Origin of the sequence: Hydrogenophaga sp. (assembly GCF_018780075.1) — a bacterium.
In the GTDB taxonomy this organism is placed as follows: domain Bacteria; phylum Pseudomonadota; class Gammaproteobacteria; order Burkholderiales; family Burkholderiaceae_C; genus Hydrogenophaga.
The window spans coordinates 1-25,059 of the sequence record NZ_JADMKB010000022.1 but is presented as its reverse complement, the minus strand read 5'-3'; the positions used below and the strand labels follow the sequence as shown (position 1 = coordinate 25,059).

At 65.2% G+C, this 25,059-nt stretch carries 18 protein-coding genes, 1 tRNA gene and 1 pseudogene; 9 read left to right on the top strand and 11 right to left on the bottom strand.

Annotation, left to right across the window (positions count from 1 at the left end; translation table 11 throughout):
* Positions 1 to 435: 435 nt before the first annotated feature.
* Both IV088_RS05635 and IV088_RS05630 read left to right on the top strand, forming a co-directional pair.
* Positions 436 to 1,311 (top strand): site-specific integrase, encoded by an 876-nt coding sequence (locus IV088_RS05635; RefSeq protein ID WP_291098906.1) that lies wholly within the window; start codon positions 436 to 438, stop codon positions 1,309 to 1,311.
* Positions 1,312 to 1,321: 10 nt separating this feature from the next.
* Positions 1,322 to 2,515 (top strand): IS91 family transposase, encoded by a 1,194-nt coding sequence (locus IV088_RS05630; RefSeq protein WP_291098903.1) that lies wholly within the window; start codon positions 1,322 to 1,324, stop codon positions 2,513 to 2,515.
* 396 nt (positions 2,516 to 2,911) lie between these two features.
* Here IV088_RS05630 and IV088_RS05625 read toward each other — a convergent pair whose 3' ends face one another.
* Positions 2,912 to 4,276 carry an integrase gene (locus IV088_RS05625; protein ID WP_291098900.1) on the bottom strand — a complete coding sequence of 455 codons (1,365 nt, stop codon included), beginning with the start codon at positions 4,274 to 4,276 and terminating at the stop codon, positions 2,912 to 2,914.
* Positions 4,277 to 4,504: 228 nt separating this feature from the next.
* Between IV088_RS05625 and IV088_RS05620 the strand changes: the two genes are divergently transcribed.
* Both IV088_RS05620 and greB read left to right on the top strand, forming a co-directional pair.
* Positions 4,505 to 4,581, top strand: a tRNA-Arg gene (locus tag IV088_RS05620).
* Between the two features lie 74 nt (positions 4,582 to 4,655).
* Positions 4,656 to 5,213 (top strand): transcription elongation factor GreB, encoded by a 558-nt coding sequence (gene greB, locus IV088_RS05615; RefSeq protein ID WP_291098897.1) that lies wholly within the window; start codon positions 4,656 to 4,658, stop codon positions 5,211 to 5,213.
* 6 nt (positions 5,214 to 5,219) lie between these two features.
* On the opposite strand, the gene IV088_RS05610 is transcribed toward greB, so the two are convergent.
* From IV088_RS05610 to IV088_RS05590, 5 genes are all read right to left on the bottom strand, one after another.
* Positions 5,220 to 7,469, bottom strand: coding sequence for a bifunctional (p)ppGpp synthetase/guanosine-3',5'-bis(diphosphate) 3'-pyrophosphohydrolase (locus IV088_RS05610; protein ID WP_291098894.1), 2,250 nt, complete (start codon positions 7,467 to 7,469; stop codon positions 5,220 to 5,222).
* An 87-nt stretch (positions 7,470 to 7,556) separates the two neighbouring features.
* Positions 7,557 to 9,161 carry an L-aspartate oxidase gene (gene nadB / locus IV088_RS05605; protein ID WP_291098891.1) on the bottom strand — a complete coding sequence of 535 codons (1,605 nt, stop codon included), beginning with the start codon at positions 9,159 to 9,161 and terminating at the stop codon, positions 7,557 to 7,559.
* Between the two features lie 202 nt (positions 9,162 to 9,363).
* Positions 9,364 to 10,215: a ScpA family protein gene (locus IV088_RS05600; protein WP_291098890.1), complete on the bottom strand. Its 852-nt coding sequence runs from the start codon at positions 10,213 to 10,215 to the stop codon at positions 9,364 to 9,366.
* A gap of 21 nt (positions 10,216 to 10,236) precedes the next feature.
* Positions 10,237 to 10,449, bottom strand: coding sequence for a DUF3460 family protein (locus IV088_RS05595; protein ID WP_291098887.1), 213 nt, complete (start codon positions 10,447 to 10,449; stop codon positions 10,237 to 10,239).
* 81 nt (positions 10,450 to 10,530) lie between these two features.
* Entirely contained in the window at positions 10,531 to 12,174 is a 1,644-nt protein-coding gene (locus IV088_RS05590; RefSeq protein WP_291098909.1) for a SulP family inorganic anion transporter, read from the bottom strand.
* 98 nt (positions 12,175 to 12,272) lie between these two features.
* Between IV088_RS05590 and bamE the strand changes: the two genes are divergently transcribed.
* Entirely contained in the window at positions 12,273 to 12,797 is a 525-nt protein-coding gene (bamE, locus tag IV088_RS05585) for an outer membrane protein assembly factor BamE (protein WP_291098885.1), read from the top strand.
* A gap of 7 nt (positions 12,798 to 12,804) precedes the next feature.
* On the opposite strand, the gene IV088_RS05580 is transcribed toward bamE, so the two are convergent.
* Entirely contained in the window at positions 12,805 to 13,545 is a 741-nt protein-coding gene (locus tag IV088_RS05580) for a YoaK family protein (protein WP_291098882.1), read from the bottom strand.
* Between the two features lie 11 nt (positions 13,546 to 13,556).
* Entirely contained in the window at positions 13,557 to 15,611 is a 2,055-nt protein-coding gene (gene metG, locus IV088_RS05575) for a methionine--tRNA ligase (protein ID WP_291098879.1), read from the bottom strand.
* 115 nt (positions 15,612 to 15,726) lie between these two features.
* On the opposite strand from metG, the gene apbC reads away from it, so the two are divergent.
* Positions 15,727 to 16,818 (top strand): iron-sulfur cluster carrier protein ApbC, encoded by a 1,092-nt coding sequence (gene apbC / locus IV088_RS05570; RefSeq protein ID WP_291098876.1) that lies wholly within the window; start codon positions 15,727 to 15,729, stop codon positions 16,816 to 16,818.
* A gap of 76 nt (positions 16,819 to 16,894) precedes the next feature.
* Here apbC and IV088_RS05565 read toward each other — a convergent pair whose 3' ends face one another.
* The 3 genes from IV088_RS05565 to IV088_RS05555 form a co-directional block, all read right to left on the bottom strand.
* Entirely contained in the window at positions 16,895 to 18,025 is a 1,131-nt protein-coding gene (locus IV088_RS05565; RefSeq protein WP_291098873.1) for an ABC transporter substrate-binding protein, read from the bottom strand.
* Between the two features lie 130 nt (positions 18,026 to 18,155).
* A complete protein-coding gene (locus IV088_RS05560) occupies positions 18,156 to 19,736 on the bottom strand; it encodes a benzoate-CoA ligase family protein (protein ID WP_291098871.1) in 1,581 nt (526 codons plus the stop codon).
* Positions 19,737 to 19,874: 138 nt separating this feature from the next.
* Entirely contained in the window at positions 19,875 to 21,452 is a 1,578-nt protein-coding gene (locus IV088_RS05555) for a 3,4-dehydroadipyl-CoA semialdehyde dehydrogenase (protein ID WP_291098868.1), read from the bottom strand.
* A gap of 154 nt (positions 21,453 to 21,606) precedes the next feature.
* On the opposite strand from IV088_RS05555, the gene IV088_RS05550 reads away from it, so the two are divergent.
* From IV088_RS05550 to IV088_RS05540, 3 genes and pseudogenes are all read left to right on the top strand, one after another.
* Positions 21,607 to 22,557, top strand: coding sequence for a helix-turn-helix transcriptional regulator (locus IV088_RS05550; protein ID WP_291098865.1), 951 nt, complete (start codon positions 21,607 to 21,609; stop codon positions 22,555 to 22,557).
* A 118-nt stretch (positions 22,558 to 22,675) separates the two neighbouring features.
* The gene (boxC, locus tag IV088_RS05545; protein WP_291098863.1) at positions 22,676 to 24,337 is read left to right on the top strand and encodes a 2,3-epoxybenzoyl-CoA dihydrolase; all 1,662 of its coding nucleotides are present in this window, start codon (positions 22,676 to 22,678) and stop codon (positions 24,335 to 24,337) included.
* 151 nt (positions 24,338 to 24,488) lie between these two features.
* Positions 24,489 to 25,059, top strand: a pseudogene (locus tag IV088_RS05540) (benzoyl-CoA 2,3-epoxidase subunit BoxB); the annotation flags it as partial.

The following is a 25,059-nucleotide window of genomic DNA, read 5'->3' as shown; positions in this document are numbered from 1 at the left end:
ACTTGATAGACGCAGCTGGATTCCCCTCAAAATCCTGCTCATACGCGATGGACTAGGGCCTGTTCACACTATTTTTCCAAGATGCGTTGCGGATCAAAAAGGCCATGCGCAAGGCGCGAAACGCAGCCGGGGTCGCCCCCCGGCAAGGCTTCGCAACGCCGCGCATGGCCCTTTTGGCCGCAACCCGAAGGGAATGGGCTGGAAACAGCGCCACTCGTCGTTGCACTCCTAGGCCAGACATCCAGTCTGGCCGTCGTCCTGCGCCTAGATTGGCGCTGTTTCCAACCCATTCGCACTTGGAAAAATAGTGTGAACAGGCCCTAAACCGCTTGCGCGGTAATCGCTCCGGCGACGTCGTGGTTATTCGTTCCGCCGCTGGTTCTGCCAAGTTGACGGGCGAGGCAATCCGCCTCGCTCTTCGACAAGAGTTGAACCATGAGCTCATTGACGCCCTCCGTCTCTCCGTTGCGCCAACGCATGATCGACGACATGCGGATGCGCAAGTTCAACGGCAAGACCCAGATCCAATACATCCGTGCCGTGCGAAGGCTCGCCGCCTTTCTCAAGCGATCTCCGGACACTGCCACCGCCGAGGATCTTCGGGCCTTCCAACTGCACATGGTCGACACAGGCACGTCCCCGCCGACCATCAACTCCACGCTCAGTGGCCTGAAGTTTTTCTTCGATGTGACGCTGGGCCACGCCGAGTTGCTGGTCAAGGTGCAGCCTGTGTACCAGCCGCGCCCGCTGCCGGTTGTGCTGAGCTGCGACGAGGTCGCCCGTCTGATCGCAGCGGCACCGAACCCCAAGTACCAGGCGGCGCTGTCCGTGGCCTATGGGGCCGGACTGCGCGCCAGCGAGGTCTGCGCCTTGAAGGTCACCGATATCGACAGTGAGCGCATGACTCTGCGCGTGGAGCAAGGCAAGGGTCGCAAGGACCGCTATGCCTTGCTCTCGCCCGTGCTGCTCGAGCGGCTGCGGGCATGGTGGCGGGTGGGTCACGCGCAAGGCAAGATCCTGCCCAATGGCTGGCTGTTTCCAGGGCTCAACCTCATGGACTCGCTGTCCACCCGCCAACTCAACCGCGCGATTCACCTGGCCGCCGACACTGCCCAGATCGACAAGCGCGTGTCGATGCACACGCTGCGCCACAGCTTCGCGACCCACCTGCTGGAGCAGAAGGTCGATATCCGTGTGATCCAGGTGCTGCTGGGCCACAAGCGGCTGGAGACCACCGCGCTGTACACCCACGTGGCCACCGAAGTGCTGCACGCGGTGATCAGCCCACTGGAGACGCTGCCCTCGTCGTAAACCTGCGGTCATGGGGCACGCAGCCCCGGAAGTCGCCGACATCTTCCGCCTCCATGGACCGGCCTGGCGTCAGACTCAGCGTGGCCACCTGAGCCTGGCCCAACTGAAGGTCATGTCGGCCATTGAGCAGTGCCGCAGCGCGGCATTGGGTGGGCATGTCTTGCGCTGCGAGGGGTGCGGCACCGATCAGATCGCCTACAACTCCTGCCGCAACCGACACTGCCCGAAGTGCCAGGCCAGCGCGGCCCGGCGTTGGCTCCAGGCGCGCACCGCCGACCTGCTGCCGGTGGAGTACTACCACGTGGTCTTCACGTTGCCGGCGCCCATCGCCGACATCGCGTACTGCAACAAGGCGGTGGTCTATGGCTTGCTGTTCGATATCGCCGCAGAGACGCTCTTGACCATCGGCGGCGATGCGAAGCACCTGGGCGCTCGCTTGGGCGTGACTTTGGTGTTGCACACCTGGGGCTCAGCGTTGACGCACCACCCGCACGTGCACGGCATCGTTCCCGGTGGCGGCCTGGCGAGCGACGGCGAACACTGGATCGCCTGCCGGCGCGGGTTCTTCCTGCCGGTGCGCGTGCTCTCCCGGTTGTTCCGCCGGCGCTTCCTCGAAGCGCTGCAACAGGCACACCGGGATGCCCGGCTGCAGTTCTTTGGTGAACACGCAACGCTGGCGGACGCTGCCGCGTTCGCCCGCTGGCTGGCACCGCTGCGCCAATGCGAGTGGGTGGTCTACGCCAAGCGCCCGTTCGCCGGACCCGAGGCGGTGCTGGCGTACCTGTCGCGCTACACGCACCGGGTGGCCATCTCCAACAGCCGGCTCATCGCGCTTGATGAGCGCGGCGTGACCTTCCGGTGGAAGGACTACCGCGACAAGGGCCGCACGCGCCACAAGACAATGACGCTCGATGCGGGCGAGTTCATGCGCCGCTTTCTGTTGCACGTGCTGCCCTGTGGCTTCCACCGCATCCGCCACTACGGGCTGCTGGCCAACTGCAACCGAACCGCCTGCCTGGCGCTCGCCCGTCAGTTGCTGCAAGTGCCTCTACCGGATCCACTGGGCCCGCCACCCTGCGACGACTCGAAGGACACGGACCGACCGACCTTCATCTGCCCGCACTGCGGCCACGCGATGGTCATCGTCCTGACCTTCACGCGCGGTGAGACGATCCGCGCACCACCTTTGCAGTCGACGCCATGAACGTTCCTCGTTGTCAGCACAACCCAAGTTCGTCGACGCTTCACGCGTTGGCACGGTCAGCTTGTATTCGGCGCGCTTCACCCCAACGTCCACGCCTGTGCTCGATCTTGTCGAAGGCGACCTTGCGCACCATGGCCTGCATTCATTTCCTCACCGAGAGTCAGCGCGCCAATCAAAGGCAACATCACCGCGCCACCGCACGCATGCAATCGCCATAGCGTGAACCGGCACCGTCACGTTCGCCGCGGTTTCCTCCCTCGAGGCTTGTTCAACACCTGCCCTTCATCCAGGGGCATCGTGTTGTGGGAGTGACACGCGGGCAGGTGTCGAACAAACCTAAACGATAGCGGTCACCTCTTCTGCATAGTTATTGGCAGCAACTGTCCTTCGACGGCCTCACTTACGCTTCTTCATCTGCGTGCTTGTTGTTCGGCTGTTTGTGAGCAAGCCATACAAGAGTTCCAGGCTCTCACGCTTCTCCTCCAGATAGTCGTAGCCGTCGTAGTGGGTTGCTTGCACGCCACTGATGCCATGTGATTGAAGCCGCCCGCGGTACTCCCTGGACACTTTTGCGGCGGCCAGTGCGGTCTCTACGCCGCTGCGAACGCGTTTCAGCAGAAAGTTGTGAATCTTGTCCCCAACGGCCTCTACGGCCCATCTACCCAGGTTGCCTCCAACCATCGGAGTGCGCCCGCCGTTGGTGGATAGCCGGTAGGGCTTGTTGTTGGCGCACGCCTTCAGTTCAACACCCGCCGCTTTCACAACAGGGATGATGTGCTGACGTGGCGGTTTGCCTGGCCGGCCTTTGCCATCAAAGATGGTGATGAAATCCTTGTTCACTTGCTCGTCGAGCAGACGTGCAAGTTGAGCAACGCGCTGACCACCGAGCAGGAGATGGAGCCGAAGGGCGATGCCCTTGATGCCATCCACCTTCTGAAGAATGGACCAATACAGTTGCAGCTCGGTCAACGACAAAGGACGCTTGTCGGCTCGGTTGGCAGACTCGTCGGGACTGGTGTCTGCAGCGGGATTTTCCGATACCAGGAAGGCCTGGAAGGCGGTAGGTATGCTGGGCTTTGTCCGAGAGGCTTTCGCGACTTGGTAGGCTGAACGCACGTAGCTGCGGAGTTTGTTCGCCGTTCTGCCTTTGCCATCTTCGATGAGGCGACGCATCATCTGTGCGATTTCCTCGGTCGTCACGTCGGTTGCGGGCTTCGCCGCAATGTCTGGGAACGCCTCGAAGACATGCCGGTTGAAGATGGACCGAACATTGGCGTGTGACTCGCGTCCGAGCAATTTCAGATAGCTGGTGTAGGCAAGCAGCAAGGCCTTCAGGTTGTGCTCAGCACGGTCTTGCTCTGCCTTGAGTGCAGTTTGTTTTTCTTCCTCGATGACCCGCGCTGTTTCGACCGCAGCCAGCTCGGCCTTGTCTTTTTCCTTTGCCTGAACACTACGAAGTCCAGGCAGCCCGCCGATGTCGATGTGCTTTTTGTGAAGTTCAGCCAGTCTGCCGGCTTCGATTGCAGCGGCTCTCTTTGAATACCCGAGTGATGTCGGAGCCTGTGCAAGTGGAGGGCACTTGGGATCAAATATGCCAATGGGCTCTCGGAAGTCCCGCTTGTTGATCGTGCAGCGCCAGAAGAAGGTCGTGACCCCGGTTGCGTATCTGCGTGCTTGCAGCGTTCCCGCAGGATGAACCTTCTCCAAGGTATAGAACCTTCCAGGGGTGTAGCTGCTGAACGGTGTGTTCGGTGCTGTCATCTTCGTTCTCCGTACCAGTTTCGTACCAGTTCTGGAGGAAATGCTACGGGACGACGACGGACGTTGGAAGACGAAAAACCAATGAAAACAAGGCGTTACATGAAGTGTCGGGTCTCTGGAGGTCCCGCGTTGTCCCGGATCGACCCACAAAATGGACTCATAATCCTTTGGTCGTTGGTTCAAGTCCAACACGGCCTACCAAAAAACCGTGCTAGAATACGAAGCTTAGCGGCTGTAGCTCAGCTGGATAGAGTACTTGGCTACGAACCAAGGGGTCGTGGGTTCGATTCCTGCCAGCCGCACCAAATGAAAAGCCTGCAGCCACAAGCTGCAGGCTTTTTTATTTTCCGATCGGATTCCTTCTCAGCCTTCACTTTTCATGAGCAAGGCCTTCACCCGCGAGACCGACCACGACGCAGACGACGAGCTCCCCGCTTCGCCAGCGTTGCCCACCGGTGTCAACTACATCACCCGTTCCGGCTACGACGTGCTGCGCGCGGAGCTGTTCGGCCTGATCGACGACGAGCGTCCCAGGATCGTGGAAATCGTGCACTGGGCCGCCAGCAACGGCGACCGCTCGGAAAACGGGGACTACCTGTATGGCAAGAAGCGCTTGCGCGAGATCGACCGGCGCATCCGTTTTCTGACCCAGCGGCTGGAAATTGCCGAGGTGGTGGACACCTCGCTTCATCATGGGGGCGATCAGGTGTTTTTTGGTGCGACGGTGGTCTACACCGACGACAGTGGCGCCGAGACCACGGTCACGATCCTGGGGGTGGATGAGGCCCGAAGCACACACCACGAAATCAGCTGGGTGTCTCCGGTCGCATGCGCGCTGCTGAAGGCGCGTGTGGGCGACGTGGTGCGGTTGGTGGTTCCCGGTGGTGTGCAGGAGCTGGAGGTGCTCTCCGTCACCTACCCAGCGCCTGCCGCCTGAATCTTTTCAGGGCTTGAGGCGTTGCGCCTTGAGCACCGAGTTCGTGCGCTTGAGGCTGCGCAGGACTTCAGCCAGGTGCACCCGGTCGCGCACCGCCACCGAAAAGCGGATATCGGTCGCCGTTTGCGCGGGTTCGTCGCCCATGTCCACGTGGGTGATGTCGGCCTCGGCGGCAGCGATGGCCGAGGCCACGCGCGCCAGCACACCTTTGCCGTTGGTCACGGTCACGATCACCGTGGTGTCGAAAGCACGCACAGGGTCGTCCGACCACTCCACCTGCAGGAAGCGCTCGCTGTCACGGGCCAGCAGGCGCCGGCCGGTCGGGCAGTCTTCCGCGTGCACGATCAGGCCTTCCCCACGGCCCAGGTAGCCGACGATGCGGTCGCCCGGAATCGGTTGGCAGCACGGCGCGTATTGCACCGACAGGCCTTCGCTGCCATCCAGGCTCACCACGCCTTGTGACACCGATTCGTTTTCACCGGAGGCGTAGCGCTCGGTGCTGATCAGGACCGCGTCGGGCTTGAGGCCGGTTTCTGCCAGCAGCACCGCCAGTTTTTTGCCCACCATGTTGGCGATGCGCTTGCCCATGCCGATGTCTGTGAGCAGCTCATTGCGGGTCTTGTTGCCAGTGAAACGCAGCAGCTTGTCCCAGGTGCCCTTGTACTCGCCGCTTTCAGCCGGCAGGGTGGCCAACCCCTCGGAGCGCAGCGCCTGCGTGAGCATGCGCTCACCCAGTTCATTGGCCTTTTCCTGCGCCAGTGTTTTCAGGTGGTGGCGGATCTTGGAGCGCGCCCGGCCCGTCTTGACGAAGGACAGCCAGGCCGGGTTGGGCTCGGCGGTGTCGCTGGTGACGATCTCGATGATGTCGCCGTTGGCCAGCTCGGTGCGCAGCGGGCGCTGCTCTCCATTGATGCGGGCGCCGACGGCCCGGTTGCCCACGCCGCTGTGGATGGCGTAGGCAAAGTCCATCACGGTCGCGCCACGTGGCAGCGCCATGATCTTGCTCTTGGGGGTGAACACATAGACCGCGTCGGGGAACAGGTCGATCTTGATGTGGTCCCAGAACTCGCTCGCGTCGTGGGTTTCCTGCTGGATGTCCAGCAGCGACTGCAGCCATTGGGTGCCCAGGCGCTGCGACATGTCGCTGTTGGGTTCGCTGGCCTTGTAAAGCCAGTGCGCCGCCACGCCCGACTCCGCCACCACGTCCATGGCGTGGGTGCGCAGCTGGAATTCGATGTTGGTGCCGAACGGGCCGATCAGCGTGGTGTGCAGCGACTGGTAGCCGTTGACCTTCGGGATCGCCACGTAGTCGCGGAACTTGCCGGGCACGGGTTTGTAGAGCTGGTGCAGCAGGCCCATGCCGGTGTAGCAGTCGCTCAGGTCTGGCACCACGATGCGGAAGCCGTAGATGTCGGTCACCTGCGAAAACGACAGGTGCTTGGTGTCCATCTTGCGGTAGACCGAATACAGGGTTTTCTCTCGACCCACAATGCGCACCGACATGCCATGGCGGGCAAACGTCAACTCGACCTCGCGCTGCACCCGGCTGATGAGGTCCTTGCGGCGGTTGCGCGACTTGTTGAGCGCCTTGGACAGGACCTCATAGCGCCAGGGGTGCAGGAAGCGGAACGCCAGGTCCTGGAGTTCGCGGTAAGTGAAATTGAGCCCCAGCCGGTGAGCGATGGGGGCGTAGATTTCGAGGGTCTCGCTGCTGATGCGTTGCCATTTGTCGCGTGGCATGTCACCCATGGTGCGCATGTTGTGCGTGCGATCGGCGAGCTTGATGAGAATGACCCGCACGTCCTTCGCCATGGCCAGGAGCATCTTCCGGAACGACTCGGCCTGGTTCTGCTCGCGCGTGTCGAAGGCCAGTTTTTCCAGCTTGGTCAGGCCGTCCACCAGGTCGGCCACCGGCGCGCCGAAGCGCTCCACCAGTTCGGCCTTGCTGACGCCACAGTCTTCCATGGCGTCGTGCATGAGCGCCGCCATCAGCGCCTGTGCGTCCAGCTTCCATTCGGCGCATTGGGCCGCCACCGCGATCGGGTGGGTGATGTAGGGGTCACCGTTCTTGCGCAGCTGGCCCAAATGGGCTTCGTCGGCGAAGCGGTAGGCCTTGCGGATGCTGTCGATGTCGCTCGGACCGAGGTAGTCCAGCTTGCCCACCAGCGCGGCAAAGCTCGCCGCCGCCGCACTCGCGGCCGGCTGCGAGGGCTTCACGGGGCGTTTGGAACTGCCGGATTCGGCTTGGGTGATCATCCCGCTACTTTAGCTTGAGATGCCTGCCACTGCCGGCCGCCGTCCGGATCAGCCTTCCTGGGCGCAGCGGCGGCGTGTGGGGGGCCGTTACCTTGCCGGTGGCACGAGGATCGTGGGTTTGGCTTCGGGCAGCAGATCGGGGTAGTCCCGGCTGAAATGCAGGCCCCGGCTTTCGTGTCGCAGCATGGCCGACATCACGATCAGATCGGCCACCTGCACCAGGTTGCGCAACTCCAGCAGATCCCGGGTGACGTGGAACTGGGCGTAAAACTCGTGAATCTCGCGCTGAAGCAGGGTGATGCGGTGGGCCGCCCGCTCCAGGCGCTTGTTGGTGCGCACGATGCCCACGTAGTCCCACATGAAACGGCGCAACTCGTCCCAGTTGTGCGAGATCACGACCTGTTCGTCGGCGTCCTTGACGCGGCTGTCATCCCACAGGGGAATGTCGGGGCTGGCCACCACGGCCGCGGTCTGGATGGCCTTCACGGCGGCCTGGGCGAACACCATGCATTCCACCAGCGAATTGCTGGCCAGGCGGTTGGCGCCGTGCAGGCCGGTGCAGGTGGTCTCGCCCACGGCGTACAGGCCTTCGAGGTCGGTGTGTCCTTCGAGATCGGTGACCACGCCGCCGCAGGTGTAGTGCGCGGCGGGGACCACGGGGATGGGCTCTTTGGTGATGTCGATGCCCAGCTCGGCGCAACGCGCGAGGATGTTGGGGAAGTGTTCTTTCAGGAACTCGGGACTCTGGTGCGAGATGTCGAGGTGCACGCAGTCCAGGCCGTGGCGCTTCATCTCATAGTCGATGGCGCGGGCCACGATGTCGCGCGGTGCCAGTTCGGCGCGTGGATCGTGGTCGGGCATGAAGCGGTGGCTCCCCAGGTGAGGAGGCAGCTTCAGCTGTCCACCTTCGCCGCGCACGGCCTCGGTGATCAGGAAGTTCTTGACGTTGGGGTGGTACAGGCAGGTCGGGTGGAACTGGATGAACTCCATGTTGCCCACGCGGCAGCCCGCGCGCCAGCCGGCCGCGATGCCGTCGCCGGTGGCGGTGTCGGGGTTGGTGGTGTAGAGATACACCTTGCCCGCGCCGCCGGTGGCGAGGATGGTGTGGGGCGCGCTGAAGGTCTCGACATCGTCCCGGTCCACGTCCAGCACATAAGCCCCGTGGCAGCGCACCGGCCCGTTGCCGGCCTTGTGGCCCGGCAGTTTGGCGTCGGTGATCAGATCGACCAGCATGTGGTTCTCGAAGAACGTGATGCCAGGGGTGGCACGCGCCAGTTTGCTGAGCGTGGTGTGCACTGCCGCGCCCGTGGCGTCGGTGGCGTGAACGATGCGGCGGTGGGTGTGGCCGCCTTCACGGGTCAGGTGCAGCTCGCCGTTTTCGGTGGAGAAGGGCACGCCCAGTTCCTGCAGCCAGGCGATCGCGCCGGGGGCGTTTTCCACCGTGAACTGCGTGGCCTCCAGGTCGCACAGTCCCGCGCCGGCCACCAGCGTGTCGTCCACATGGGAGGCGTAACTGTCCCCTTCGGCCAGCACGGCGGCGATGCCACCCTGGGCCCAGTTGCTCGAACCGTCGGAGATGCCGCGCTTGGTGACCACCGCCACGCGGTGGGTGGGCGCGAGCTTGAGGGCCGCGGTGAGGCCGGCCAGACCGCTGCCGATGATGAGGACGTCAAAGGAATGGTGGGCGCTCATGGGTGACTTCTTTCATTGAGGGCGCGATAGGGAATGTTTCGCCGCCGGGCCGCCCCAAGGCGAAACGCGCCCCTTTGGGGGGCCGCGACCCGCGAAGCGGCGGAGCGTGGGGCAAGACGACCGCAGCGAAGGGCCGCCCCGAGCAAGGTCAGCCCCCGTGGGGGGCAGCGACCCGCGCAGCGGCGGAGTGTGGGGGTTCTCATCAACTCGGGGTGTAGGCGAGCCTGACGTAGATGGGCGCAAAAGCCTCGGCCTGGGTCAGCTCGATCAGCGTTTCCTTGGCCAGTTCCAGCATGGCGATGAAGGTCACAACCAGCACCTGCTGGCCGCGCGAGGGGTCGAACAGCTCGCCGAACTCGACGAACTTGCGACCCTGCAAATGGCGCAACACGATGCTCATGTGCTCGCGCACCGAGAGCTCTTCGCGGCTGATCTTGTGGTGCTGCACAAGCTTGGCGCGCTTCATGATGTCGCGCCAGGCGCTCTGCAGGTCGATGGCACTCACGTCGGGGAAGCGCGGTGCCAGCGCCTGTTCGACGTACACCTGCGCGCGCAGGAAGTCCCGGCCGTATTGCGGCATTTCCGACAGGCGTTGTGCGGCGAGCTTCATCTGCTCGTATTCAAGCAGGCGGCGCACCAGTTCGGCGCGCGGGTCTTCGGCTTCTTCGCCCTCGGCCGTCTTCTTGGGCGGCAGCAGCATGCGCGACTTGATCTCGATCAGCATCGCCGCCATCAGCAGGTACTCGGCCGCCAGTTCCAGGTTGCTGGCGCGGATTTCGTCCACGTAGCTCAGGTACTGGCGGGTGACCGCCGCCATCGGGATGTCGAGGATGTTGAAGTTCTGCTTGCGGATCAGGTAGAGCAGCAGGTCCAGCGGGCCTTCGAAGGCTTCCAGGAACACCTGCAGCGCATCGGGCGGGATGTACAGGTCCCGCGGCATGGAGAACAGTGGTTCGCCGTACAGGCGGGCGAGCGCCACCTGATCGACGACCGCCGGCAGCAACGCGTCCAGCCCCTCAGGGGCCGCATCGAGCGTGCTGGCCTCGTTGCTCATCAAACGGTGGTCGCAGGCGGATCAGGTGTGGTCCGAGCCGGTCTGGTAGACGTAGGGCTGCTGGGGCACCTGGGCCTGCACGGCCTTGACCTGGAAGTCGCGGTCGATCTGCTTGTCCCACAGCAGCGAACGGCCTTCGCGCTGCGCCTGCTCCAGCTCGGGGTGGTCGGCCTTGAGCTGGTCGATGAACAACGTCGCGTCAGAGGCGTAGTGCGGGCGGGCGAAGAAGGACATGGCAGGCAGGGCGCTGAGCGCTGTGGGCGTAAAAGACGCGATTTTACCGGGCCGGCCATCCGCGCGCCGGCCCCGGCGACTTCATTGGCAGGTGTGCAGCCGCTGGGAGAAGCCCGAGCGCTCGATCAGGGAGCGGGGTTGGGCGTTCAATCCGACGATGCCCATGTGGCCGCCGCGTTTCTCCACCGCCTTGTGCAGCTGCTCCAGCGCGTCCAGACCGGTGGTGTCGAGCGAAATCAGCTGGGTGGCATCGAGCATGAGGTTGACGCCGGCGGGGCCGCGCTCGACATCGGCCACGATGGGGTCGATCTTGGCCACTGCGCCAAAGAACAGCGAGCCGTAGAGCCGGTAGGTCAGCTGGTGGGGGTGGCGGGCCAGCACATCGGCCCGGAAGATGTCGCTCTGCCGCCGCACGAACAGGAAACAGGCCAGCACCAGCCCCAGCTCCACCGCCACCGTGAGGTCAAAAACGATGGTGACCAGGAAGGTGGACACCATCATCAGGCGGTAGTGGTTGCTGAAATGCTTGAGGCGGCCGAACTCGCGCCACTCGCCCATGTTCCAGGCCACGAACAACAGCACACCGGCCAACACCGCCAGCGGGATGTGCTGGGCCAGCGGCGCGGCGATCAGCACCACCGCGGCGAGCGTCGCGGCGTGCACCATGCCGGCCACGGGCGAGACGGCGCCTGAGCGGATGTTGGTGACGGTGCGGGCGATGGTGCCGGTGGCCGGCATGCCGCCGAAGAAGGGCACCACCACGTTGGCGATGCCCTGCGCCATCAGTTCCTGATTGGGATCGTGCTTGGGTGTGTTGCCGAGCTGGTCGGCCACGCGCGCGCACAACAGCGACTCGATGGCACCGAGCAGCGCGATGGTGAGCGTGGGCGTGACCAGCAGGCGAACCGTCTCCCAGGAAAACGCCGGTAGCTCGAACGCCGGCACGCTTTGCGGGATGCCACCGAAGCGCGAACCGATGGTCTCCACCGGCAGGCTCAGGGCCCAGGCTCCCAGGGACAGCGTGACCAGTGCCACCACCGGTGCCGGCAGCCGCGAGGTCGCCCGCAGGGCGCTCACGGTTTCGATGCGGTCGAGCTGCCGGCGGAATTGCGAATCCACCGCCCACAGCCTCGGCCAGAGAAACAGCCCGATCACACACAGCACGCCCAGTCCGAAGGCGTAGGGATTGAAACTGTGAAGGTGGTTGGAAATGGTGGCGATCTGGCTGAAAAAGTCACCAGGCATCCTGACGATGTCCAGGCCGAGCCAGTCCCTCACCTGCGAGAGCGCGATCAGCACCGCGATGCCATTGGTGAAGCCGATCACCACGCTCACCGGCACATAGCGCACCAGCGTGCCCAGCCGGAACAGGCCCATGAGAAACAGCAACACGCCAGCGCTGGCCGTGGCGATCAGCAGGTTGGCGACGCCGTAACGCTCGACGATGCCGTAGACGATGACGATGAAGGCGCCTGCCGGGCCGCCGATCTGCACCGAGGTGCCGCCCAGCGCGGAAATGATGAAGCCCGCGATGATGGCGGTCCACAGACCGGCTTCGGGTTTGAGCCCGCTGGCGATGGCAAAGGCCATGGCCAGCGGCAGCGCCACGATGCCGACGGTGGCACCCGCGCCCATGTCCTTGGCCAGCTTCTCGCCGTTGTAGCCCTTGATGTCCTGGATCAGTCGGGGTCGGAAAGGCGCCAGCGGGGGCAGGTGGTTCAGCATCATGAAATGTTACCGTTGGCTACGGTTGGCCCAGCTTACAGGCGGATGGCACACAGATGGGGGTTTACACTGAGTTTTTGCCCTGCTCTGGTGCTCCCATGACACACCCGTTGACGCATTTCACCCGCCGCCCGGCACGCTGGGCGCTGGCGCTCTCGGTCGCCCTGCTGTTGACCGCCTGCGACCAGCAGGCGATCGGCGAGCTGGAAGAGGGCGTCTCGACGGAGGAGGATGTGCGCGAGCGCTTCGGGCAGCCCGAGGCGGTGTGGGACGGGCCGGACGGTGCGCAGGTCTATGAATACAACCGCCAGCCCGCGGGGTACCAGAACTACCAGATCACCATCGGCGCGGACGGCAAGATGGCGGCGCTGCGCCAGGTGCTGACCGAGCGCAATTTCGCCCTGATCCTGCCGGGCATGCCCATGGAAGAGGTGCGCAAGCTGCTGGGCAAACCGATGAAGATCACCACCTACGACCTCAAGAAAGAAACGCACCACGACTGGCGCTACCGCGACGGGCCGAACGAAAGCGACAGCAAGGTGTTCACGGTGGTCTTCAACCCGGACATGCGGGTGCTGTCTACCCTGAGCGTGCGGGACCCGGATCTCGACCGGGGACGCTGAGAGCGGTTCAGGCGGCGCGCAGGCGCTGCCAGTCGTCGAGCGCCGGGCGCATGACCAGCAGCAACAGCATCAGGGCCAGTGGCACGGTGCTGATGTAGCCCAGGTACTTGAAACCGAGCGCACCCGCCACGCCCCCCACCAGAAAGCTCACAACCAGCTGGGCGTGCACACGGATGCGGTCCCTGTTGGCCCGCACCGGAGGGGCGTCGGCGTGCCGGTTCACATAGAGCAGCTTGCCCAGCTCAATCCCCAGGTCGGTCAGCAGGCCTGTCACGTGGGTGGTGCGGATGACCGCGCGCGAAATCTTGGTGATCACGGCGTTCTGCAGGCCCATGATGTAGCAGAGCAGCACCACGGTCACCGGGAGGAACACGGTGTGCCACAGGCTCATGGCCGCGCCGAAGATGCCGAACACCAGCAGCAAGGCCGCCTCGACGAACAAAGGCAGGCCGTAGGCGCTGCGCAGTTGGTGCCGCATGCCCCAGTTCACCAGCCAGGCGGTGCTCATGGCGCCGAGCAGGAAGGCCAGCAATGCCGCAAGCGCGGCGCCCGCCAGCACGAGTTCCCCGAGCACGAGGTTGTCGGCCAGGGCCGAGACCATGCCCGTCATGTGCGAGGTGTACTGGCCCACCGCCAGGAAACCGCCCGCGTTGGTCGCGCCGGCCACGAAGGCCAGCACGGTGCCCAGCTTCAGGTCGGCCTGCGGCGTGCGATGCAGGCTGGTGAAGCCGCGGATGGGTTCGAACACGCGTTGTCGCTTCAGCGAACCCGCATGCCCGGGGTCGCGCCCGGCCAGGGGTTGAGGATGTGGATGCCGGGTTCGGCGTTCTCGTCGGCGTGGCTGGCGGCGAGCACCATGCCTTCGCTGACACCGAACTTCATCTTGCGCGGCGCCAGGTTGGCCACCATCACGGTGAGTTTGCCGACCAGGTCTTCCGGCCGGTAGGCGCTGGCAATGCCACTGAAGACGTTGCGGGTCTTTCCCTCGCCCACGTCGAGTGTCAGGCGCAGCAGCTTGGTCGAGCCCTCCACCGCTTCGCAGTTGACGATCAACGCGATGCGCAGGTCGATCTTGCTGAAGTCGTCGATGGAAATCGTGTCGGCGATGGGTTCACCGCCGGGCACCACCAGCTCCACGGCGGGGGCGGGTGGCGGTTCAAACAGGGCGTCGAGTTGCTTCACGTCCACGCGCTGCATCAGGTGTTGGTAGGCGCCAATGCGGTGGCCCGCGCCGAGCAGACGGTTCGCGTCGGCGAACTGCAGCGGCTCGGTGTTCAGGAAAGCTTCCACGTCTTTCGCCAGCGTGGGCAGCACCGGCTTGAGGTAGAGCGTGAGCAGCCTGAAGGCTTCGATGCAGGTGGTGCACACATCGTGCAGCCGGCCTTCCATGCCGTCTTTCTTGGCGAGTTCCCAGGGCTTGTTCTGGTCCACGTAGGCGTTCACGCGGTCGGCCAGCAGCATGATCTCGCGCAGCGCCTTGCCGTACTCGCGCTCGGCGTAGAGCTCGGTGATGGACGGTACGGCCACTTCCAGGTGATCCAGCAGCGCGTCGCCGTCGGCCGAGACTTCGCCCAGTTGGCCGTCGAAGCGCTTGGCGATGAAGCCCGCCGCGCGCGAGGCGATGTTGATGAACTTGCCCACCAGATCGCTGTTGACGCGCAGCATGAAGTCTTCGGGGTTGAAATCGATGTCTTCGTTGCGCGCCGACAGCTTGGCGGCCAGGTAATAGCGCAGCCACTCCGGGTTCATGCCGAGTTCCAGGTACTTCAGCGGGTTGAGCCCGGTGCCACGGCTCTTGCTCATCTTCTCGCCGTTGTTCACTGTGAGGAAGCCGTGCACGAACACCGCGTTGGGCACCTTGCGGCCGCTGAACTTGAGCATCGCCGGCCAGAACAGGGTGTGGAAGGTGATGATGTCCTTGCCGATGAAGTGGAACTGCTCGGTGCTCGGGTCGGCCATGAAGGCGTCGAAGTCGCGCCCGGTCTTGCCGAAGTGGTTCTTCAGCGACGCAAGGTAGCCGATGGGTGCGTCCAGCCAGACGTAGAAGTACTTGCCCGGTGCGTCCGGGATCTGAATGCCGAAGTAGGGCGCGTCGCGGCTGATGTCCCAGTCGCCCATCTTGGGTTTGCCGTCTTCGCCAGGCTCGATCCACTCGCTGATCTTGTTCAGCACCTCAGGCTGCACCGCGCCGCTTTGTGTCCACTGGTCCAGGAAGGCCATGCAGCGCGGGTCGGACAGCTTGAAGAAGAAGTGGTCCGATTGCTTCAGCACCGGCGCCGCGCCGGAAAGGGCCGAGTAGGGGTTCTTCAGCTCGGTGGGCGCGTAGACCGCGCCGCAGTTCTCGCAGTTGTCGCCGTACTGGTCTTTCGCGCCGCACTTGGGGCACTCGCCCTTGATGAAGCGGTCGGGCAGGAACATGCCCTTCTCCGGGTCGTAGAACTGCTCGATGGTGCGGGTCTCGATCAGGCCGTTGGCCTTGAGCGCGCGGTACACATCCTGCGCGAGTTCGTGGTTCTCCGGACCGTCGGTGCTGTGCCAGTTGTCGAAACCGATGTGGAAACCGTCGAGATAGGGCTTGCGGCCCGAGGCGATGTCGGCCACGAACTGCTGCGGGGTTTTGCCCGCTTTTTCGGCCGCGATCATGATCGGCGCGCCGTGCGCGTCGTCGGCGCAGACGAAGTGCACCTCGTGCCCCTGCATGCGCTGGAACCGCACCCAGATGTCGGCCTGGATGTATTCCATGATGTGGCCGATGTGGAAATGGCCGTTGGCGTAGGGCAGGGCGGTGGTGACGAACAGGCGACGCGGGCTCATGGCAGGGGGCTTTCTTTCGGGGTAACCCGCGATTTTAGGCGGGGCATCGGCCGGGCGTTAGACTTCGGGCCACTTCTGCCGATCCCCCACGTTTTTCCCCTCTGGAGACCTCTCGATGGCTGTCGACCAACAAGCGCTGCTCAATGCCCTGCAGACCGTGACCGATCCGAACACGGGCAAGGACTTCGTGTCCACCAAAGCGCTGAAGAACCTGACCGAGCAATACGGCGACGTGTCGTTCGACGTCGAACTCGGTTACCCGGCCAAGAGCCAGATCCCGGCGCTGCGCCGCGAACTGATCGCCGCCGCCAAGGGCGTGGCTGGGGTGGAGAACGTGTCGGTCAACATGACCAGCAAGATCATTCCCCACGCGGTGCAGCGCGGCGTGCAGCTGCTGCCCAGCGTCAAGAACATCATCGCCGTGGCCTCGGGCAAGGGCGGCGTGGGCAAGAGCACCACCGCGGTCAACCTGGCGCTGGCGCTGGCCGCCGAGGGCGCCAAGGTCGGCATCCTGGACGCCGACATCTACGGCCCCAGCCAGCCCATGATGATGGGCATCGAAGGCCGTCCCGAGAGCGCCGACGGCAAGACCATGGAGCCGCTGGAGAACTACGGCGTGCAGGTCATCTCCATCGGTTTCCTGGTGGACAAGGACGAGGCCATGATCTGGCGCGGCCCCATGGCCACGCAGGCGCTGGAGCAGCTGCTGCGCCAGACCAACTGGAAAGACCTCGACTACCTGATCGTGGACATGCCGCCCGGCACCGGCGACATCCAGCTCACGCTCAGCCAGCGCGTGCCGCTGACCGGCGCGGTGATCGTGACGACGCCGCAGGACATCGCCTTGCTCGACGCGCGCAAGGGCATCAAGATGTTCGAGAAGGTGGGCGTGCCCATTCTTGGCATCGTGGAAAACATGGCGGTCTACTGCTGCCCCAACTGCGGCCACACCGAGCACATCTTCGGCGTCGATGGTGGCAAGAAGATGGCGGCCGAGTACGGCATGGACTACCTGGGTGCGCTGCCGCTGAACATGAGCATCCGAGTGCAGGCCGACAGCGGCCGCCCCTCCGTGGTGTCCGACCCCGAGGGCGAGATCGCCACGCTGTACAAGACCGTGGCGCGCCAGGTGGCGATCAAGATCGCGAAGCAGGCCAAGGACTTCTCCAGCAAGTTTCCGAGCATCAAGATCTCTAAAGAGACCTGATCGGGATCGGCTGACCGCGCCTGCGGAAAAAAAAGACTGGCTCAGCCAGTCTTTTTTTTCGTTCTTCGGATCGGGCTCAATACCGCAGGCGGCCGTCGGCGTCGAGGATCGCCAGCTCCACGTAGTTGGACCCGTTGTGCGACTTGGGCGAATACTGGGCCGTGAAACGCCCGAAGGCGATTTCGCCCGCGCCTTCCATGGTCTTGATGAAGCTGGCGGTGTTCAGCTCGCGGCCCGTGCGCTTGAGGCCCTCGACCAGCAGGCGGGCGTGGACAAAGCCCTCGAACTGCGCCGCCGAGGGTGGCACATCGGGTGACTTGGCGGCGTGCAGCTTCAGGTATTCGGCGACCACGGGCACCGTGTTGTTGCGCAGCGAGGGCATGATCTGCGCGAGGATGATGCCCCGCGCCTTGTCTTTCAGTTCGCGGTTGATGCCGTCCGGGTTGGCGACCGAAAAGCCGTAGAGCACCGGCCGCGCTGCGGTCGCCTGCAGGGCCTTCACGTAGTTCGTGAACGTCAGCCCGGCGGTGCCGACGATCACGGCTTGCGGGTTGGCCTGGGCCGTGGTCGCGGCGGCGGCGGCGAAATCGGGCGATGCCGGATCGACCTTCACCTCGACCACCAGCGGCAGGTTTTCCGCCACCGAGGCTTTTTTCACCTCAGCCAGCAGGGCCTTGCCCAGGCCGTCGTCCTGGTAGAAGAAGGCGACCCGCTGGACGCCCGTCTGCTTGAGCTGCGACAGCATGCGCACCGACTCGTTGGCGTAACTCGCGCGCACGTGGAACACGTAGGGGTTGAAGTTGTCGCGCAGGGCCGAAGCGCCGGTCACCGGGCCGAACAGGATGGTCTTCGACTCCTTGAGCAGGGGCAGCACGGCCGCCGTCTGGGCAGTGCCGGTGCTGTTGAAGACCATGAAGACCTTGTTGTCGGCCAGCAGCTTCTGGGTGTTTTCCACGGCGCGCTTGGGATCGAAGCCGTCGTCGAGGGTGACGTAGCTGATCTTGCGTCCGTGCACGCCGCCGCTGGCGTTGACGGCGTCGAACAGCAGCCGCGAGCCTTCGCCGTATTGCACGGTCTGCGGGCCCAGCGGCCCCGAGAGCACCGCCGAAGCGCCGAGCCTGATTTCGGTGGGCGTGACGCCCGCGTCGTTGGCGTGTGCCCCTGCTGCGATCAGCCAGCCACACGCGACCATTGCCCAACGAACCATGTTGCCTCCCCTTGTCTTGACGTCAGAAGGCACGGAGTATGGTTATGCCTTGTAATGAAAACAAGACAGGTCTGATCGGGGTTTTCCCGCGTTGCCGGGCGCGATCCGATCAGCGGGTGTCAGGCCGGGTTCAACGGCGCACGAGCAGGCGCTGATTCTCCAGTTCGCGCAGCTTGAAGCGCTGGATCTTGCCGGTGGCCGTCTTGGGCAGCTCGGTCATGAACTCGATGAAACGCGGGTATTTGTAGGGGGCGAGCTTCTCTTTCACGAAGGCCTGCAGCTCGGCTTCCGTCGCCTGGGCGCCGGCCTTCAGCACCACGTAGGCCTTGGTCTTGGTCAGGCCCTCGTCGTCGTTCTTGCCGATCACGGCGGCCTCCAGCACGGCCGGGTGCTGCACCAGCGTGGCCTCGACCTCGAAGGGGCTCACGTAGATGCCGCTGACCTTGAGCATGTCGTCGTTGCGGCCGGCGTAGGTGTAGTAGCCGTCGGGGTCGCGGGTGTACTTGTCGCCGCTCTTGGTCCACGGGCCCTGGAAGGTGTCGCGCGACTTGGCGCGGTTGTTCCAGTACATGAGCGCCGCGCTCGGGCCCTGGATATAGAGATCTCCAATCAGGTTGTGGCCGTTGATCACGCTGCCGTCTTCGTCGCGCAGCTGCACCTCGTAGCCCGGCACGGGCTTGCCGGTGGTGCCGTAGCGCACGTCGCCCGGGCGGTTGGAGAGGAAGATGTGCAGCATCTCGGTGCTGCCGATGCCGTCGATGATTTCGCAGCCGAAATGCGCGGTCCAGCGCTCGCCGATGTCGCGCGGCAGCGCCTCGCCGGCCGACGAACACAGGCGCAGCGACACCGCGCTTCGGGCCGGCAGGTCGGGCGAGGCCAGCATGCCGCCGTAGCCGGTGGGTGCGCCGTAGAACACCGTGGGCTGGTAATCGACCAGGCGCCTGAAGGTGGCCTGCGGCGTGGGCCGCTCCGCCATCAGCACCACGCTCGCGCCCACGCTCAGCGGGAACGACAGGCCATTGCCCAGGCCGTAGGCGAAGAACAGCTTGGCGGCCGAGAACACGGTGTCGCTCTCCTTCAGGCCCAGCACCGCCTTGCCGTAGAGCTCGGCCGTCCAGTACAGGCTGGCCTGCGTGTGCACCGTGCCTTTCGGCGCGCCGGTGGAGCCCGAGGAATACAGCCAGAAGGCGGGCTCGTCGCCGTGCGTGTCGGCACCGTGGCCCGGGGCGTGGGCAACGGTGACCGCCACCAGATCGAGCGCGCCGACGGGCAGCGGGTCTTTCGCGCGCGAGACGATCAGGTGCTTCACCTCGTGGCCGCCCGCGTCCAGCGCGGTCTGCAGCGTGGGCAGCAGCGCGGCCGACACGAAGGCCGCCTGCGCGCGGCTGTCGGCCAGCATGTAGGTGTAGTCCCTGGCGGTGAGCAGGGTGTTCACGCACACCGGCACCACGCCCGCGTGCAGCGCGCCCAGGAAAGCGACCACCCAGTCGCTGCTGTCGTGCATGAGCAGCAGCACGCGCTCTTCGCGCTTCAGGCCCAGCGCCTGCAGACCGGCCGAGAAACGCTGCACCTGGTCGGCGAGCTGGCCGTAGGTGAGCGGGCCCGCGTCGTCGATCAGCGCGGTCTTGCCGGCGCGGCCGGCGTTGAGCGCGATCAGGTGGCGCGCGAAATTGAAGCGCTCGGGTGGGACGGCGGTGTCGGTGTGGTTCATGGCTTGTCTCCTGTATGTCTGTCTCTGACGATCTGCTGTCCGGCGAGAAGTGCCTGAAGCCAGGATGCGGTGGAACCGGCTTCGCCGGGCCACTCGCATCGCCCCCTGGGGGGTGACGCCGCAGGCGGCGCGGGGGGGTCAGTACCTCAATGGCGTGGCCGTGGCGGCCAGGGCATCGAGCGCCGCCGTGCTGCCCTGCACCGCGCTGCGGCGGTGGTAGAAGCCCAGCGCGCGCAGGCCGCCCAGCTCTTCGCCGCCGCCGGCGCGGCCCGGGCCACCGTGCAGGCTCATGGGCATCACGTTGCCGTGGCCGCTCTGCACGGCGGCCACGTCGGGTGAAATGGCGTGCACCCGGCCGTGGCAGGAGCCCAGCTCGGCGGCGGCGCGGGCGATGAACGCCGGGTCTTCGCTGTAGACCGAGGCCACCAGCGAACCGTCGCCCCGGCGGATCAGCTCCCAGGCCTCGTCTTCGTCCTCGTAGGCCATCAGCGTGGCGACCGGGCCGAACACCTCGACCTCGTGCAGCGTGGTGGCTTGTCCCGGGTCGCGGTGGCCGAGCAACGTGGGGGCCACGCAGGCCGAGGTCGCCGGGTCGGCGTCGATCAGGGCCACCTCGCTGCCGTCGAACAGCATCTCGGACTCATGCAGCAACTCGGCGATGCCGTGCAGCACGCTGTGTTTCTGCTCCATGCTCACCAGCGCGCCCATGCGCACACCCTCGTTGCGCGGGTTGCCCACGGTGACCTTGGCCAGCTTGGCGGAGATGGCCTGGGCCACCTCGTCAAACAGCTCCAGTGGCACGAAGATGCGGCGGATGGCCGTGCACTTCTGGCCGCTCTTGACCGTCATCTCGCGCACCACCTCGCTCACCAGCAGGTTGAAGGCCTCGCTGCCTTCGGTGGCGGCCGGATCGAGCAGGGCGCTGTTGAGGCTGTCGGCCTCGATGTTGCAGCGCACGGAGTCGGCGACCACCGCCGGGTGGCTGCGGATGAGGCGGGCGGTGGCGGCCGAGCCGGTGAAACTCACCACGTCAAACGGCTTCAGCTGGTCCATCAGCCCGGCGGACGAGCCGCAGACCACCGACAGCGCCCCCGCGGGCAGGATGCCGGCGTCCACCACGTCTTTCACCATGCGCTGGGTCAGCCAGGCGGTGGCGGTCGCGGGCTTCACGATCACCGGCACGCCCGAGAGCAGGGCCGGCGCGGCCTTTTCCCACAGGCCCCAGCTCGGGAAGTTGAAGGCGTTGATGAACAGCGCCACGCCGCGCGTGGGGCTCAGGATGTGCTGGGTCTGGAACACCGGGTCCTTGGCCATGCGGATGCGCTCGCCATCCAGCAGCAGCTTCGCGTCGCCCAGGGCCTCGCCCTGTTTGGCGTAGTAGCCCAGGGTGAAGATGCCGCCGTCGATGTCCACCGCCGAGTCCTTGGTGGTGGTGCCGCAGTTGGCGGTGGCGATCTCGTGGTAAGCGTCGCGGTTCGCCTGCAACACCTTCACGATCTCGCCCAGCAGCGCGGCGCGCTGCTTGTAAGTGAGTGCCCGCAGGGCGGCGCCGCCCTGTTCGCGCGCGAAGGCAAAACCCTCGGCCAGGTCCAGCCCGGCGCTGCTCACGCGCACCAGGGGCGTGCCCAGCACCGGGTCGTGCAGCGTGGCCGTGTGGCCTGCGCCGTCTTGCCAGCGGCCGGCGAGGAAGTTGGGGAGCAGGGGGGTGGTGTTCATGTCGGGTCGGGATGAAGGTTGATCGGCAGGGCTGGTCGGCCCGGGGGATTGACGCTATAAATGCACTATCTTGCGTCTTGCCGTTCATGCATTAAAGTGCATGTTTCATTGGAATGCAAGCCCTCTAGGGATAACCCTTAAAGCACCGACACCCATGAAAGAACCGGCCACCCTCGATCTTGCACCCGAAGCCGGCCCCGGCACCGCCGAGGCCGACGAACCGCCGCGCCACCCGTTTCTGGTGGCGCTGGGCGAGCGGGTGCGCACGCTGCGCTCGCGCCGCGGCATGACGCGCAAGGCCGTGGCGCTGGCGGCGGACGTGTCCGAGCGCCACCTGGCCAACCTCGAATACGGCACCGGCAACGCCTCCATCCTGGTGCTGCTGCAGGTGGCGCAGGCGCTGCAGTGTTCGCTCACCGAACTGCTGGGCGACGTGACCACCTCGTCGCCCGAATGGCTGCTGATCCGCGAGCTGCTGGAGAAGCGCAACGAGGCCGATCTGAAGCGCGTGCGCCTGGCCATTGGCGGCCTGCTGGACGGGCACGCCGCGCCGGTGAACGACGCCGGGCGCCAGGCCCGCATCGCGCTCATCGGCCTGCGTGGCGCGGGCAAGTCCACCCTCGGGCAGCGCCTCGCCGACGACCTGGGTTACGCCTTCATCGAACTGAGCCGGGAGATCGAAAAATTCGCAGGCTGCAGCATCAACGAAATCCACGCGCTCTACGGCACGCCGGCCTACCGCCGCTACGAGCGCCGCGCGCTGGAAGAAGCGATCCAGATCTACCCCGAGGTGGTGATCGCCACGCCCGGTGGCCTGGTGTCGGACGCGGCCAACTTCAACCTGCTGCTCACCCACTGCACCACCGTCTGGCTGCAGGCCGACCCGGCCGACCACATGGGTCGCGTGGCCGCGCAGGGCGACACGCGACCCATGGCCGCGAGCCGCGAGGCCATGGAAGATCTGAAGCGCATCCTGGCCGGGCGCTCGGCCTTTTATTCCAAGGCGGACCTGCACTTCAATACCAGCGGCCAGGGCGTGGACGACGCCTTTGATGCCTTGCGCACCCAGGTGCGGGAGGTGCTGGGCATTTTGTGGCATGCATAAAAATGCATTGACGGTTTGAAAAAGCTGCAATATTATTCACATCACGCGGTGCCCACCGGTGATGGAATGCAGGTCGGCACCCCTTGTTTTTCCGCTGCCCCACAAACAGGAGACCGCCATGACCACCGCCATCACCACCGTCGATTACCGCACCGACCCCAGCCAGTACCGCCACTGGAAGCTCAGCTTTGACGGCGCTGTCGCCACGCTGGCGATCGACATCGACGAAGACGGCGGCATCCGCCCGGGCTACAAGCTCAAGCTCAACAGCTACGACCTGGGCGTGGACATCGAGCTGCACGACGCCCTGAACCGCGTGCGCTTCGAGCACCCTGAAGTGCGCACCGTGGTCGTGACGAGCGGCAAGGACCGTGTGTTTTGCTCCGGCGCCAACATCTTCATGCTCGGTGTCTCCAGCCACGGCTGGAAGGTGAACTTCTGCAAGTTCACCAACGAAACCCGCAACGGTATCGAAGACACCAGCAAACACAGTGGCCTCAAATTCCTGGCTGCCTTGAACGGCGCCTGCGCCGGCGGCGGCTACGAGCTGGCCCTGGCCTGCGACGAGATCCTGCTGGTGGACGACCGCTCCAGCGCCGTGAGCCTGCCCGAGGTGCCGCTGCTCGGCGTCTTGCCCGGCACCGGTGGCCTGACCCGCGTGACCGACAAGCGCCACGTGCGCCACGACCTGGCCGACATCTTCTGCACCACCAGCGAAGGCGTGCGCGGCAGCAAGGCCGTGGACTGGCGCCTGGTGGACGCCGTGGCCAAGCCGCAGCAGTTCACCGCCGCCGTGAGCGAGCGCGCCGCCAGGCTGGCTGCCCAGAGCGACCGCCCGGCCGGAGCCAAAGGCGTGAGCCTGCCCCGCGTGGAGCGCACCGACAGCGCCGACGGCATCGCCTACACGTATGTCAATGTCGCGATCGACCGCGCCAAACGCAACGCCACCCTCACCTTGAAGGCCCCGAGCGGCGCACAGCCGACCGACATCGCCGGCATCGAAGCCGCCGGCGCCGCCTGGTACCCGCTGCAGATGGCCCGCGAGCTGGACGACGCCATCCTCAACCTGCGCACCAACGAACTCGACATCGGCGCCTGGGTGTTGAAGACCGAAGGCGATGCTGCTGCCGTGCTGGCCAACGACGCCTTGATGCTGGCGAACAAAGACCACTGGTTCGTGCGCGAAACCATCGGCGCGTTGCGTCGCACCTTCGCCCGCCTCGACGTGTCTTCGCGCAGCCTGTTCGCGCTGATCGAAGAAGGCTCCTGCTTCGCCGGCACCCTGGCCGAGCTGGCCTTCTGCGCCGACCGCGCCTACATGCTGGCCCTGCCCGACGACGCCGACAAGGCCCCCAAGCTGCAGCTGAGCGAATTCAACTTCGGCTTCCTGCCGATGGTGAACGATCAGTCGCGCCTGCAGCGCCGCTTCTACGAAGAAGCGGGTCCGATGGAAGCCGCCCGCGGCGCCATCGGCAAGGCACTCGACGCCGACGCCGCCTTTGCCCTGGGTCTGGTGACCGCCGCGCCCGACGACATCGACTGGGCCGACGAAGTGCGCATGGCGCTGGAAGAGCGCGCCGCCATGTCGCCCGACGCCCTGACCGGCCTCGAAGCCAACCTGCGTTTTGCGCAGAAAGAAAACATGGCCACCCGCGTCTTCGGCCGCTTGACCGCCTGGCAGAACTGGATCTTCCAGCGCCCCAACGCGGTCGGTGAAAAAGGTGCCTTGAAGGTCTACGGCAAAGGCGACAAGGCCGTCTTTGACATGAACCGGGTGTGACGCTCCCCCCGCGCCGCGCCGAATGGCGCGTCACCCCCAGGGGCGATGCGAGCGGCCCGGCAAAGCCGGTTCCACCGCATCCCCGCATCAGACATCGCATCCCTGACCAGCTTCTTCAGTTTCACCGTCCAGTCAACCACAGGAGACCCCCATGTCCACCATCGACTACAGCGACAAGATCCCCAACAACGTCAACCTGAGCGAAGACCGCACGCTGCAGCGCGCGCTGGAGCAGTGGCAGCCCAACTACCTCAAGTGGTGGGACGACATGGGCCCGGACGGTTCGCAGAACTTTGATGTGTACCTGCGCACGGCGGTCAGCGTCGATCCGCAGGGCTGGGCGCAGTTCGGCCACGTGAAGATGCCCGACTACCGCTGGGGCATCTTCCTCAACCCCGCCGAACAGGACCGCAAGATCCACTTCGGTGACCACAAGGGCGAAGCCGCCTGGCAGGACATCCCCGGCGAATACCGCGCCAACCTGCGCCGCATCATCGTGACCCAGGGCGACACCGAGCCGGCCTCGGTTGAGCAACAGCGCCACCTGGGCCTGACCTGCCCGAGCCAGTACGACCTGCGCAACCTGTTCCAGGTGAACGTGGAAGAAGGCCGCCACCTCTGGGCCATGGTTTACCTGCTGCACAAGTACTTCGGCAAGGACGGCCGCGAAGAAGGCGAAGCCCTGCTGGAGCGCAACAGCGGCAACGCCGACAACCCGCGCA